The 13151-nt window shown below is 68.8% G+C and carries 10 protein-coding genes; 4 read left to right on the top strand and 6 right to left on the bottom strand.

Annotation, left to right across the window (positions count from 1 at the left end):
- Positions 1 to 17 precede the first annotated feature (17 nt).
- The 3 genes from pdxH to A6745_RS02560 all read right to left on the bottom strand — a co-directional run bounded on the left by pdxH (position 18) and on the right by A6745_RS02560 (position 2644).
- Positions 18 to 650, bottom strand: a complete 633-nt coding sequence (pdxH, locus tag A6745_RS02570; RefSeq protein WP_066123122.1) for a pyridoxamine 5'-phosphate oxidase — start codon at positions 648 to 650, stop codon at positions 18 to 20.
- Positions 651 to 731: 81 nt separating this feature from the next.
- Positions 732 to 1406 carry a gamma-glutamylcyclotransferase gene (locus A6745_RS02565; protein WP_066123121.1) on the bottom strand — a complete coding sequence of 225 codons (675 nt, stop codon included), beginning with the start codon at positions 1404 to 1406 and terminating at the stop codon, positions 732 to 734.
- A complete protein-coding gene (locus A6745_RS02560; RefSeq protein ID WP_231885889.1) occupies positions 1403 to 2644 on the bottom strand; it encodes an MFS transporter in 1242 nt (413 codons plus the stop codon). The genes A6745_RS02565 and A6745_RS02560 overlap by 4 nt, the downstream gene beginning before the upstream one ends.
- A gap of 266 nt (positions 2645 to 2910) precedes the next feature.
- Between A6745_RS02560 and A6745_RS02555 the strand changes: the two genes are divergently transcribed.
- The 4 genes from A6745_RS02555 (at position 2911) to A6745_RS02540 (ending at position 8443) form a co-directional block, all read left to right on the top strand.
- Positions 2911 to 4098 carry an efflux RND transporter periplasmic adaptor subunit gene (locus A6745_RS02555; RefSeq protein ID WP_066123117.1) on the top strand — a complete coding sequence of 396 codons (1188 nt, stop codon included), beginning with the start codon at positions 2911 to 2913 and terminating at the stop codon, positions 4096 to 4098.
- Between the two features lies 1 nt (position 4099).
- Complete coding sequence (locus A6745_RS02550) at positions 4100 to 6061, top strand: MacB family efflux pump subunit (RefSeq protein WP_066123115.1); 1962 nt, start codon at positions 4100 to 4102, stop codon at positions 6059 to 6061.
- A gap of 65 nt (positions 6062 to 6126) precedes the next feature.
- Entirely contained in the window at positions 6127 to 7515 is a 1389-nt protein-coding gene (locus A6745_RS02545; protein WP_066123114.1) for an efflux transporter outer membrane subunit, read from the top strand.
- A 70-nt stretch (positions 7516 to 7585) separates the two neighbouring features.
- Positions 7586 to 8443, top strand: coding sequence for a tRNA threonylcarbamoyladenosine dehydratase (locus A6745_RS02540; RefSeq protein ID WP_066123112.1), 858 nt, complete (start codon positions 7586 to 7588; stop codon positions 8441 to 8443).
- A gap of 116 nt (positions 8444 to 8559) precedes the next feature.
- Here A6745_RS02540 and A6745_RS02535 read toward each other — a convergent pair whose 3' ends face one another.
- The 3 genes from A6745_RS02535 to A6745_RS02525 are packed head-to-tail and all read right to left on the bottom strand — an operon-like array spanning position 8560 to position 12958.
- Positions 8560 to 9678 (bottom strand): siderophore-interacting protein, encoded by a 1119-nt coding sequence (locus A6745_RS02535; protein WP_066123108.1) that lies wholly within the window; start codon positions 9676 to 9678, stop codon positions 8560 to 8562.
- A gap of 3 nt (positions 9679 to 9681) precedes the next feature.
- Positions 9682 to 10818: an ABC transporter substrate-binding protein gene (locus tag A6745_RS02530; protein ID WP_231885888.1), complete on the bottom strand. Its 1137-nt coding sequence runs from the start codon at positions 10816 to 10818 to the stop codon at positions 9682 to 9684.
- 10 nt (positions 10819 to 10828) lie between these two features.
- On the bottom strand, positions 10829 to 12958 hold the full coding sequence (locus A6745_RS02525; RefSeq protein WP_231885887.1) for a TonB-dependent siderophore receptor: 2130 nt from the start codon (positions 12956 to 12958) through the stop codon (positions 10829 to 10831).
- Positions 12959 to 13151: the final 193 nt, after the last annotated feature.

Raw genomic sequence — 13151 nt, 5'->3', positions numbered from 1 at the left:
GCTGCGGCGTGGCGGGCTCAGGGGGCGAGTCGGTCGATCTGCCAGCCGGACTTGCCATCGGGCCGGTAGCGCAGGCGGTCATGCAGGCGCGACGGACGGCCCTGCCAGAACTCGAAGGCGGTCGGCACCAGGCGGTAACCGCCCCAGTGCGGCGGACGCGGCGGCTGGTCGCCGTAGCGTTCGCGGTAGTCGCGCTCGCGCGCTTCCAGCACCTCGCGCGTGACGGGACGGCTTTGCTCTGACGCCCAGGCGCCCAGGCGCGACCCTACCGGACGGCTGGCGTAGTAGGCGTCGGACTCCTCGGCCGAGGTGAATTCCATGCGGCCCTCGATGCGCACCTGGCGCTCCAGCGGCTGCCAGAAGAACAGCAGCGCGGCGCGCGGATTGGCGGCGATCTCGCGGCCCTTGCGCGATTCGTAGTTCGTGAAGAACACGAAGCCGCGTTCGTCGTAGCCCTTGATGAGCACGATGCGCGCCGAGGGCTGGCCATCGGCGTCGACCGTGGCCAGCGTCATGGCGTTGGGCTCGGGTACGCGGGCGGCCAGCGCCTGGTCGAACCAGAGGCTGAATTGATCGAACGGCGAGGCGGCGGCCTCGTCTTCCAGCAGCACGCCTTTGTCGTAACTCTGGCGCAGATCGGAGACGGACATGGGGTAAACACCGGGTGGACGGGAATGTTCCAGTGTACCGCTTGGGCCCCGGCGCGCCGGGGGATGTCCCTGGGGGCGGAGTTACTTTGCCGCCGCGCTGGCCGCCGCATCCTCCTGCATGGCGGTTTTCAGGCGGGCCGCGACCATTTCCAGGCGCGCGTCGCGGATGCCCGAGCCGCGCAGCGCGTGCACGGTTTCCATGATGTAGTCGGTGCAGGGACCGTAGCGGCCCGAGGCGCGCCGCACCACGGCGACCAGTTCTTCCTCGGGCAACGCGCTGACGTAGGCGGGATTGGCGCGGTTCATGACAAATACCAGCGCTTTCACGTCGCCTTCCGGGGTGTTGCAGTTCAGCCAGCGCGGCAGGTAGGCGCCGGTGGACATTTCGCGGTTCCAGAGGGCGGGAAAGAATTTGGGCACTTGGTTGCCGTCCACGCGGTACACCACGCCACGGCACGAGCCGCCCCGGTCCAGGCCGAACACCAGGCCCGGGCATTCCGGCGTGCCACGGTTGACCCGCGACCACAGGCACAGCGCCCGGTGATGGCCGCGCAAAGTGGCCAGGCGGCGTTCCAGGTAGTCGAATTCGGGACGCCAGATCAGCGAGCCGTATCCATAGATCCAGACGTCCTGGCCGGGCTGCCAGTCTTTCAGGGCGGCCTGCATCGAGGCCTGTTTCTCGTCGGCCGTCCACAGCCGGAAGGGCAGGGCGGCGGGGTTGCTGATGTCCGAGGCGGGAGGGGAGGCGGGTTTCACGGCGAGGGGTCTGCGGATTCTTGCGGAGGGTGGCGGTTGAACCAGCCCCCGAGCGCCAGCGCGGCGGCATAGGCCCAGAAAAGCGGCGCCACCCCGATTAAGGCACCGAGCGCGCCGAAGGTCAACGGCAGCGACACCTGGGAACAGTTGATCAGCGCCAGGCGCAGGCCCATGGCTTCGGCCGCGCGTCCGGGCGGACTGAATTGATGCACCAGGGCCAGCACGCTGGGCTGGCAGGCGCCCAGCGCCAGCCCCAGCACGAAAGACAGGCCGATCAACACGTTAACGTCTTCGAACAGCGGATAAATCATGAAATCCAGGGCGGTCGTGACGATGGCGGCCCGCACCATCGTCCAGCCGCGCACGCGCCGCTGGATGATGGGGAGAAAGAGGCGGATGATGAACGTTGCCGCCGAGAACGCGGCGAGAATCAGGCCGATGGTGGTAGCGGACAGCCCGATCCGGATGCCGTAGATGGGCACCACGAACAGGTGCGTGTCCCAGGCCCCGGACAGGATGGTATTCACCAGCATGACCCGCCGCAGCGCCGGCACCGCCAGGATCTCGCCCAGCCTGGGGCGCGTGTCCGGGACGCGGTGGCTGGCCACCAGCGCGGCGCTGAAGGCCCGCAACGGCCGGCGCATCAGGTACAGACCGCCGACCGACAGCAGCGGGCAGAGCGCCAGGATGCCGAAGGCCAGCCGTGATCCCAAGTGGTCGATGGACAGGCCGGCGATCAGCGGCCCGCTGAAGCCCGACGCGGCCAGCGCCAGCGACAGGACCGAGAAATTCCGCAGGCGCCGCTGCTGGCCGGCGTGGCCCAGGATGTCCTGGGTGGCGACCTGGTGCAGCATGAAACCGATGCCGATGCAGCAGGCCGCCGCCAGCAGCGCGGGCTGGCTCTGCCAGATGAACGGCAGGAACGTGCCGATACAGGTCAGGGCGGTGCCGAGGGCCAGCGGCCGCATGACGCCGATCTTGTCCACCCATCGGCCGGTATGCACCGAGGCCAGCATGGGCAGGACGGCAAAGACCGCCACCAGCATGCCCACCTGCAGGGTGGACAGGCCCAGCTTCAGCGCGGTCAGCGAGACGGTGATGCGTCCCCCCGTCAGCGCCACATGGTTCAGCATGGACAGCAGGCACAGGCCGACCGTCCCCGAATATTCGGGGCCGGAAGCGGTACGGGAGGGAAGTGGGCGGGGAGCGTCGGGCACGGCGTAGTCTTCTGTGCCCATTCTGTGCCTATCGTCTGGCTAAGTCGATGTTGCGCCGCCGCAGGCATCATGACGAGGGACTGAAAACTTAGCGGCATGATCGCGGCCTGCTATCGGCGGATTTGGCGCGAAATCGGCGCAGATCGCTGCAACCGTCGTTTGTGGCGTCAACGATTTCACCGACAAGCATTGTCGCGTCCACGCAACGAGGCCGAGGGCCGGCGTGCTCGAACGTCCTTAACGAGGGCCACGTAGAATGCAACGTTGTTGCTTTTTTCTCTCCTTCCATGAAACCCAAGACCAAGCGCTATCTATGGATTGCCGTGGGGCTGCTGCTGGCGGCCGTTGCCGTCAAATGGGCGTTCTTCTCAAAACCCCCCTTGCCCGCCTACACGACGGCCGAGGTGCGCCGCGCCGACCTGGAAGACAGCGTGCTGGCCAGCGGTACGCTGGAGGCCGTGCGGCAGGTCAGCGTGGGCGCGCAGGCCACCGGCCAGTTGAAATCACTGAAGGTGCAGTTGGGCGATCAGGTCAAGCGCGGCCAGTTGGTGGCCGAGATCGACGACCTGACCCAGCAGAACGACCTGCGCACCGCCCAGGCCACGATCAATGCCCGCCGCGCGGATCTGCGCGCCAAGCAGGCCAGCCTGCGGCAGGCCGAACTGTCGTTCCGCCGCCAGCGCGAGATGCTGGCCGCCGACGCCAGCTCGCGCGAGGACTATGAAACCGCCGAGGCCACCCTTAATGTGACCCGCGCCGAGATCGCCTCGCTGCAGGCGCAGATCGTGCAGGCCGAGGTCGAGGTCGATACCGCCAAGGTCAACCTGGGCTACACGCGCATCGTCTCGCCGATCGACGGCACCGTGGTCGCCGTGGTGACCAAGGAAGGGCAGACCATCAACTCGTTCCAGTCGGCGCCCACCGTCATCAAGGTGGCGCAGGTGGAAACCATGACGGTGAAGGCGCAGATTTCCGAGGCCGACGTCACGCGGGTGAAGGCGGGCCAGAAGGCCTACTTCATCATCCTGGGCGAACCGGACACGCGCCACTACGGCACGCTGCGGGCCATCGAGCCGGCGCCGGATTCCATCCAGAAGGACGACTCCAGCGCCCTGATGAGCAGTTCGTCTTCGTCGTCCAGCACCTCGTCGGCGGTGTACTACAACGGCCTGTTCGACGTGCCCAACCCCGACGGCAAGCTGCGCATCTCGATGACGGCGCAGGTCTTCATCGTGCTGGGCGAGGCCAAGGGCGCGCTGGTGGCGCCGTCCGCCGCGCTGGGCAAGACCCATCCCGACGGCACCCGCACGGTGCGCGTGCTGGACGCGGACGGCCGGGCCGTCGAGCGGCAGGTCAGGGTCGGCCTGAACAACAACGTCGACGCGCAGATACTCGAAGGCCTGAAGGAAGGCGACAAGGTCGTCACGGGCGAGGGGGCCGGGGCGGCGCCGGCGCCCGCCGCCCCGGGGAGCTGACGTGGCCGAGGCGTTGATCAGGCTGGAAGGGGTACGGCGCGAGTTCGTATCCGGCGAGCAGACCATCGCGGTGCTCAAGGATGTAAACCTGGAGATCGCCGCGGGCGAGATGGTGGCCATCGTGGGGTCGTCCGGTTCGGGCAAGTCCACGCTGATGAACATCCTGGGCTGCCTGGACCGGCCCACGCGCGGCACGTACCGCATCGGCGGGCGTCCCACGGGCGAACTGTCGCCGGATGAACTGGCCGAGCTGCGCCGCGAGCACTTCGGCTTCATCTTCCAGCGCTATCACCTGATGGGCGACCTGACGGCGCGCGGCAACGTCGAGATGCCCGCGGTCTACGCCTGCCGCGCCAGCGGGCCACGCCGCGAGCGCGCCCAGGCGTTGCTCGAACGCCTGGGCCTGGGCGAACGCGTGGACCACCGCCCCAGCCAGCTGTCGGGCGGGCAGCAGCAGCGCGTCAGCATCGCGCGCGCCCTGATGAACGGCGGGCAGGTGATCCTGGCCGACGAGCCCACCGGCGCGCTGGACACGCATACCGGGCAAGAGGTGCTGCGCATCCTGGAAGAGCTGAACGCCGCTGGCCACACCGTCATCATCGTCACCCACGACCTGGAAGTGGCGCGGCATGCGCGCCGCATCATCGAGATCCGCGATGGCGACATCGTGGCCGACCGGGTCAACGGCGACCGGCCGGCCGTGACGCCGCCTGCCGCCGAGGAACCGCCGCAGGCGCGCGCCCGGCCCCGCTGGCAGGGCGCTGTCGAACGCACCGGCGAAGCGCTGCGCATGGCGCTGGTGGCCATGAACGCGCATCGCCTGCGCACCGCGCTGACCATGCTGGGCATCGTGATCGGCATCGCGGCCGTGGTGTCCGTGGTCGCGCTGGGCGAGGGCTCCCGGCAGAAGATCCTGAACGACATCAGCCAGATGGGCACCAATACGGTGGACGTGTATCCGGGCGAGAACTTCGGCGACGAGAAGGCCGCCCGCATCCGCACACTGGTGCCGGCCGACGCGGATGCGCTGGCGCGCCAGCATTTCGCCGACAGCGTCACGCCGCAGGTCTCGACCAGCGTGTCGCTGCGCTATCGCAACGTGTCGGTGAACGGCACCGTGCAGGGCGTGGGCGAACAGTTCTTCCGCGTGCGCGGGCTGAAGCTGGCGCAGGGCCAGTTCTTCGACGCCACCGCCGTGACGCGCCGCAGCCAGGACGTGGTGATCGACGAGAACACGCGCAACCGGCTGTTCGGGGCCAACGTCGATCCCATCGGCCAGGTCATCCTGCTGGGCAGCGTGCCCAGCCGCGTGGTGGGCGTCACGCGGAAGCAAGAGGCGCTGTTCGGCGCCGCCGACACCCTGAATGTGTACATCCCCTACACCACCGCGCTGAGCCGCGTGCTGGGCCAGCAGCATCTGCGCAGCATCACGGTGCGGGTGTCCGACGACACGCCGACCAAGACGGCGGAGACGGCCATCGTCAAGCTGCTGACGCAGCGCCATGGCACCAAGGACTTCTTCGTCTTCAACACCGATTCGGTGCGCCAGACCATCGAGCGCACCACGGCCACCATGACGCTGCTGGTGTCGATGATCGCGCTGATCTCGCTGGTGGTGGGCGGCATCGGCGTGATGAACATCATGCTGGTGTCGGTCACCGAGCGCACGCGCGAGATCGGCGTGCGCATGGCCGTGGGCGCGCGGCGCGCGGACATCATGCAGCAGTTCCTGATCGAGGCGGTGCTGGTCTGCCTGATCGGCGGCCTGGCCGGCATCGGTCTGTCGCTGGGGCTGGGCGTGCTGGTGTCGCAGGCCACGGGCGGCTCGTTCCAGATGGTGTATTCGGTCAACTCCATGGTGGCGGCGTTCGTGTGTTCCACATTGATCGGGGTGGCCTTCGGCTATCTGCCGGCGCGCAACGCGGCGCGCCTGGACCCCATTGAATCCTTGGCCCGGGAATGAAGATGCCCTTACCGTTTTCGCGCGCGTCGTTGCCGAAGATTTGTCCGAAAGGCCGGACACGCGGGTTGCGGCCCGCCGGCGTGGCTTTGGCGGCGTCGCTGCTGCTGGGCGGCTGCGGCCTGCTGGACAGCCGCTACGAGCGGCCCGCCGTGCAGGTGCCCATGCAATGGAACCAGGGCCAGCCGGCCGACGCCGCCGCGTTGTCCGGCCCGTGGTGGCAGGCCTTCGACGACGCCGAGCTGAACCTGCTGATCGAGCAGGCCCTGGCGCGCAACAACGACCTGGCCGCGGCCGGCGTGCGGGTGCGCCGCGCGCAGCTGACGGCCGGGCTGGCGCGCGCCGACATGTTCCCGCTGTTCGGCGGCAATGTCGACGTGAACCGCTCGCGCAACCTGTATGGCGACCGGCTGATCACGCGCAGCAACCAGGCGCAGCTGACCGTCAGCTACGAGCTGGATCTGTGGGGGCGCCTGTCGCGCGCCCGCGATGCCGCGCAATGGGAGGCCGAAGCCACCGAGCAGGACCGCCTGAGCACCGCGCTGAGCCTGACCGGCACCACCGCGCAGCTGTACTGGCAGATCGGCTTCATCAACCAGCGCCTGGCCACCAGCACCGAAAGCATCGCCTACGCGCAACGCACGCTGGATCTGGTGCGCGCGCAGTACGCGGCCGGCGGCGCCTCGGCGCTGGAAGTGGCCGAGGCCGAACAGAACCTGTCCAACCAGCAGGCCGCGCATACCGACCTGCTGCAGCAGCGCGTGGAATACCGCAATGCGCTGGCAATCCTGTTCGACGGCCCGCCGGGCCGCATCATGACCGACCCGCAGTCCTTGCCCCAGATCGAGCCGCCGCCCGTGCGCGCCGGCCTGCCCGCCGACCTGCTGGGCCGCCGTCCCGACCTGCGGGCGGCCGAACTGCGGCTGCGCGGCGCCCTGGCCAATGTCGACGCCACGCGCTACAGCTATTACCCGCCCATCACGCTGACCGGCGCCCTGGGTTCGGCCAGCGCCGCGCTGGGCAACCTGCTGCGCAATCCCGTGGCCACGCTGGGCGCGGGACTCAGCTTCCCGTTCCTGCAGTTGAATTCGATGCAGTTGAACATCGACATCTCGCGCACCGATTTCGAAGAGCGCGCGATCACCTTCCGCCAGGCGCTGTACCAGGCCATGGCAGACGTGGAGAACGCCCTGTCGGCGCGCACGCAGTTGGCCGAGCGTGCGCGGCTGCTGGCCCTGTCGCTGGAGTCGGCGCGCCGCGCCGAGCGCCTGTACGAAGTGCGCTACCGCTCGGGCGCGGTGTCGCTGCGGTTCTGGCTGGATGCGCAGGAACAGCGCCGCAATGCCGAGATCGCGGTGGCCGAGAACGGGTTGAACCGGCTGGTGAACCAGGTGTCGCTGTATCAGGCGCTGGGCGGCAGCGACGCGGCGACGGTGCCTGAGATGCCGCCGCGCTAAGCGGGCGGATGCCGCGCGGCGGGAATGGCCGAAGCGCCGCCGCCGAGGAAGTGGGAAAATACCGCCCATCATGACGATCACCCCGCCCGACCTCACGCCTTCCCGCGACATCGATGCCGAACGCCGTTTCGGCGGCCTGGCCCGTCTTTACGGGCCAGGCGCGCCCGCGCGCCTGTATGGCGCGCACGTGGCCGTCGTCGGGCTGGGCGGCGTGGGCTCCTGGACGGCCGAGGCGCTGGCGCGCTGCGGCGTCGGCGCGCTGACGCTGATCGACCTGGACCACATCGCCGAGTCCAACGTCAACCGCCAGATCCACGCCCTGACGCCCACGCTGGGCCAGTCCAAGATCGAGGCCATGGCCGCGCGCATCCGCGACATCAATCCGGGCTGCGTCGTCACCTGCGTGGATGAATTCGTCGATCCCGACAATGTCGGCCAGTTGCTGGCCGGACGCTATGCCGCCATCGTCGACTGCACGGACCAGGCCGCCGCCAAGATCGCGATGATCCTGCACGCGCGCGAACGCGGCGTGCCGCTGCTGCTGTGTGGCGGAGCCGGCGGCAAGACCGACCCGCTGTCGCTGCGCGCGGGCGATCTATCCGATGCGGCCAACGACGCCCTGCTGTCCAAGCTGCGCAACAAGCTGCGCCGCGAACATGGCTTCCCGCGCGCGTCGGATGCGCAGGGCAGGGCGCTCAAGCGCGTGCCGCGCATGGGCGTGCGGGCCTTGTGGTTCGATCAGGCGGCGATGCTTCCGCAGGCCTGGGCGCAGGCGGCCGAGATGGATGACGACATGGGCGCGCAAGGGTTGGCCGCCGCCGCGCCGCAGGGCCTGTCGTGCGCGGGGTATGGATCGGTGGTGATGGTGACCGCGGCGATGGGCATGGCGGCCGCCAACGAGGCCGTGCGGCTGGCGCTGGCGGATTGACGTGCGCGGCGCGGCGGGCGCGCGTTTGAACCGGCTGGCGCGTTTGCCGTCACGCGGGCCGAAGCACGGATAGCCACGGCGCGGCCACAGGCGTGGTCCATCGACGGGCGCCTGCCTCATTCCGGCAGATACGCGTCACCGCCGATCTCGATGATCTGCTCTTCGCTCAGTGCGCGATGCCAGTGCGAATACAGCACCTGCTGCCTGGGCGAAAGACCGACCTCCTGCTTCAGATGGCGATGGATGTCCCGGAAGGCACGGTGCTCGCAGCCGCCCCACACGAATACCTCTTGCCGATCCGCGGGCCACGCCAGGCCGCGCACGGCATCCGGCAGCAGCGAAGTCGTGCCGGCTGGCGCGCCCTGGCGATGCAGCCAGTTCAACCCAATGCCGGGCGGCCGGGCCAGCGGCAGTTCCTCCGCGCCGTCGCGCACTTCGATGAAGGCATGGCCGCGCGCATCGTCCGGCAGCGATTCGAGAATGCGCGCGATCCCGGGCAGGCCGGTTTCATCCCCTACGAAGACATACCAGGACGCCGGCCTGGGGCCGCCCGCCGCGGGGCCAACCACGCCCACCTGATCGCCGGGCCCGGCGGCCAGCGCCCAGCGCGTGGCGGGGCCGGCGGCGGCGTGCAACGCGAAGTCGATGGTCAGTACGCCGCGTTGCGCATCGATGGCCCGGATGGTGTAGACGCGCGTCGGCATCTTCCGGCCGGGCCACACCACGTGGCCCCGGTCGTCCAGCATCGGCCAGAGGGGATTGGCCTCGTCCCGGGGGCCGAAGATCAGCCGGCAATGCATCTGGTCCGCGCGGTCCAGGTGCGCCAGGTTCTCGCCCTGGAATTCGATCCGTCTCATGCCTGGCGTCAATGAATGGACCCGCGCCACGCGCACCACGCGGAAATCGTCCAGCGGCACCAGCCCGGCCTGGTCACCGGTCCAGGCGATGTCCAGGCGTTCGCGCGCCGCGATGAATCCGATGGGGCCCGCCAGCGCGTGCTTCATGCGGTTCAGGGCATGCCGGTGTGCCGTGACGATGGCGATATGCAACTGGCCGGGCAAGATTTCCAGCATGGCCTGCCCGAAGACGGACCGTACCTGGTAGCCGCCGTTGACTTGCGTCACGGTCATGTCGTGCGTGGCGATGGCATCGAGAATGGCCGGCAGGTAGTCGGCCAGCCTGGGAAAGTCGATCAGGGCCTGCGCCCTACAGGACGCGGATGGCGTGTCGGACAATGTTCACTCCTGGATCGAGGCCCATAGCGGCCCATCGATCGGCGTGCCGAGAAAGCGGCGGTTGATGTCGGCCAGGGTCTGCGCGGGATCGAGGTCGCGGCAGCGCTCCGGATGCAGCCACTTGGCCGCGACCTCGACGAAAAGCAGGTTCAGCGGTACGACGGCGATCAGGCCGGTCCAGATGCCGTGCACGCGGTGATGCCGGGTGCTGGCCAGGCCCGCGAAGCCCTGGCGGGCCACCAGGCGCTGCAATCCCGCGCGGCCTTCGGCGGGGTCCAGGCCGGGTCCGATGGCCGGCCGTCCCCCCGACGCCCAGCCGCCGCCCGAGGCGATGTAGACGTCGTGCGGCGTGCTCAGCAGGTACTCCAACTGCAGCTTCTGGAACCAGGGCGCGGTCACCCCCGGCAGGGTTCGGCCGCCGGCCAGGGCCAGCAGTTCGCCCCAGACCTGCGTGCCCGCGGCCCAGCAGCAGTCGTTCAGGGTGGATTGCACTTCCAGATAGGTGGTCACGCGCGGCGCGTCCGCCAGCCGTTGCGCCACGCCAGCCAGGCGCTCATCGACGTAGGCGGCGTAGGCCGCCGCGCGGCCGGGAGCGCCGAGAATCCCGCCCCACATGCGCATCTGGCGATGCAGGGTTTCCCCAGGGCCGGCCCGTGAGGCCTCGGCGGCATTGCTGGACACGTCGCTGAACACGACGGGGATGCCCAGCCCCTGCAGCCGTTGGACCACGCCGCCGCCATCGGCCTGCGAGGCCATGAAGGAACTGGCCACCACGAGGTCGGGCTTCAGTTGCAGGATGCCTTCCAGCGACACCGTGCCCGGCGCCTGCTTGCCGACCTCGGCGATGGGGCGCCCGTCTGGACGGCGCCTGCCTGCAAAGCGGGCCTGCAAGGCCGCGCTGTCGATGCGGTCGGCTGCGGCCCAGCCCACCACCAGCGAGGCCGGATCGGGGTGCAGGAAGGACATGGTGACGATGTCGCGCGCCTCCAGCAGCACGATGCGGCGCGGCACGCCGTTCAGCGTGACGGCACGGCCCGCCATGTCGGTCACGGTGCGAGCCTGCGCGCGGGCGGGTGCGCCGGGCAGCATGCCCGCCATCGCGCCCGACAGCGCGGCCGCGCAGAAACGGCGTCTGTTCATCGTCCCGGCCTCACCAGCGGTATCGGACGCCCGCGATGATCTGGCGGCCGTTGCCGTACTGGCAGTAGAAGTTCGAACTGCAACTGCTGTAGTACGTCTTGTCGAACAGGTTGTTGACGTTCAAGCGGCCTTCCAGGCCCTTCAGGCTGGGGATGCTGGCGCCGAAGTCGTAGCGCAAGGCGGCGTCGATCAGCGTGTAGCCGTCCGCCTTCACCTGGTTGGCGTTGTCGGCGTAGCTCGACCCCACCACGCGCACGCCCGCACCCAGTTTCACGCCGGGCAACACGTCAGGCGCGAAACTATAGTTCGCCCATAGCGAACCATAGTAATCGGGCACGGCCTGGGGATGCTTGCCGCTGTTGCCGGGCACGGCGGCCTGGGTCACCTTCGTGTCCAGCAGCGTCAGGGCCGCCACCAGTTCCAGGGCGGACGTCACCTGTCCGCGCGCCTCGAATTCCAGGCCACGCGAGCGGATGCGGCCTTCCTGGGTGTTGAAGCCCAGCGTATCGGGCACCAGCGCGTCGCGCTGGCGGATGTCGAAGGCCGACACGGTGAACAGCGCGTCCAGGCCGTTCGGCTGGAACTTCAGGCCCACTTCATACTGGCTGGCCTTGCTCGGCACGAAGGGCTTGCCGGTGGCGTCGACGCCCACGTTCGGTTCGAACGAGGTCGAGTAGCTGGCGTAGGGCGCCAGGCCGTTGTCGAACTGGTAGAGCAGGCCCGCGCGGTAGCTGGTGGCCTCGCTGTTCTGTTCGGTCGAGGCGCCGGCCAGCCGGTTCTCGGTGTCCTGCGAGGTCCAGTCGTGGCGCACGCCCAGCATGCCGCGCCAGCCGCCGAATTTCAGCTGGTCCTGCACGTAGGCGCCCGTCTGCCGCAGGGTCTGTCCGCTGTCGATGAGGGTGGTCAGCGCGCCGATGGACTGGCCGTACTGCGGGTCCAGTACGTTCAGCGCCGGCGCGGGGCCCCAGTCGTAGGCCCAGTCGCTGCGGGCGTGCTGGTAATCCAGCCCCGTCAGCAAGGTGTGCCGCACGCTGCCCGTGGCGAAATCGAACTGGGCCTGGTTGTCCATCGAGACGCCTTTCACGCTTTCGATGGAACGCAGGGCCTGCCGTGCGATGGTGCCGTCGGCGGCCAGCGGCGCGGCCATCTGCAGCGAGCGGAAGTCGCTGTCCACGTCGGAATAGCGCAGGCGCGAGCGCAGTGTCAGCAGCGCATTGGCCCGGTGCTCGAACTGGTAGCCGATGCCGTGCTGTTCGCGCTCGAACGAATCGAAGTCCGGATCGCCGATGTTGAGCTTGCGGCCCAGCGCGTGCTTGTACTCGGCGGGAGCCAGGAAGCGCGGGTACAACGAATTGAAGTAGCCGCCGTACGGGTCCTTCTGATAGTAGGCCGACAGCGTCAACGAAGTATCGGCGTCCGGTTGCCAGGTGATGGACGGCGCCACGGCGTAGCGGCCTTCCTTCACGCCGTCGTAGCGGGTGTCGGCGCGGCGGCCGATGGCGTTCAGGCTGTATTGCAGCGTGCCGCTTTCATTGAGCGCGCCGCGCGTGCCGAAGCCGGCCTGCGCACGGCCGTCCGTGCCCGTTTCCAGCAGGATCTCGCGGGCGGGTTGCGCGGAGGGCGCGCGGCTGACCTGGTTGACCAGGCCGCCCGGGCTGACCTGGCCATAGAGCAGGGCGGACGGCCCCTTCAGCACGTCGATGCGGTCCAGCAGATACGGATCGATGGACGCCTGCGCGAAAGCCTGGCCGCGCGGCAGCTTGAGTCCGTCCAGGAAGTTGACGTAGCTGGTCGCGGTGCCGAACGCGCCGAAGCCGCGCAGGAAGATGGAGTCGTAGCGGGTATTGGAATCGCGGTCGGACAGCACGCCGGAGGTGTACCGCAGCGCTTCGCCAACGGTCTGCGCGGCCTGGTCGTCCATCTGCTTGCGGGTAATGGTGCTGACGGATTGCGCGGTCTCGGCCACCGGCGTGCCGCTCTTGGTGGCCGATGCCGCGGCGGGGACGAACAGCCGGTCGCTGGTGTCCGTGGGGTCGGGGGCCTCGCCCTTCACGATCACCGGACTGAGCTGGACCGTGTTCTGTTGCTGGGCCTGGGCCGTACCCGCCAGCGCCAGGCAGCCGGAAACCGTCCCGAGCATGACGGCTTCCCGCACATCAATCGCCATTTCCACACCTCATTGCAAATGATAAAAAATCTCAGTTGCAGTTATCTTCCCATAAACGGGACGGGAGCGTCCAGTTATTTTGAGAAGAGGCAAACCCGCATTCATTGGGTGACAACGGGATGTTTGCGTATGGTTGTTTGCCGTGCAGGGGGGCATGCGGGACAAT

The sequence above is a fragment of the Bordetella ansorpii genome (assembly GCF_900078705.1).
GTDB classification, from domain to species: Bacteria; Pseudomonadota; Gammaproteobacteria; order Burkholderiales; family Burkholderiaceae_B; genus Bordetella; species Bordetella ansorpii_A.
Note: the sequence above shows the minus strand (reverse complement) of the source record. Positions and strands in the feature narration are given on the sequence as shown.

What these genes read in the sequence shown, in the direction of transcription:
- pdxH (WP_066123122.1), bottom strand. Translation starts at nt 650, where the DNA reads ATGTCCGTCTCCGATCTGCGCCAGAGTTACGACAAAGGCGTGCTGCTG.
- A6745_RS02560 (WP_231885889.1), bottom strand. Translation starts at nt 2,644, where the DNA reads ATGGGCACAGAAGACTACGCCGTGCCCGACGCTCCCCGCCCACTTCCC.
- A6745_RS02555 (WP_066123117.1), top strand. Translation starts at nt 2,911, where the DNA reads ATGAAACCCAAGACCAAGCGCTATCTATGGATTGCCGTGGGGCTGCTG.
- A6745_RS02540 (WP_066123112.1), top strand. Translation starts at nt 7,586, where the DNA reads ATGACGATCACCCCGCCCGACCTCACGCCTTCCCGCGACATCGATGCC.
- A6745_RS02530 (WP_231885888.1), bottom strand. Translation starts at nt 10,818, where the DNA reads ATGAACAGACGCCGTTTCTGCGCGGCCGCGCTGTCGGGCGCGATGGCG.
- A6745_RS02525 (WP_231885887.1), bottom strand. Translation starts at nt 12,958, where the DNA reads ATGCTCGGGACGGTTTCCGGCTGCCTGGCGCTGGCGGGTACGGCCCAG.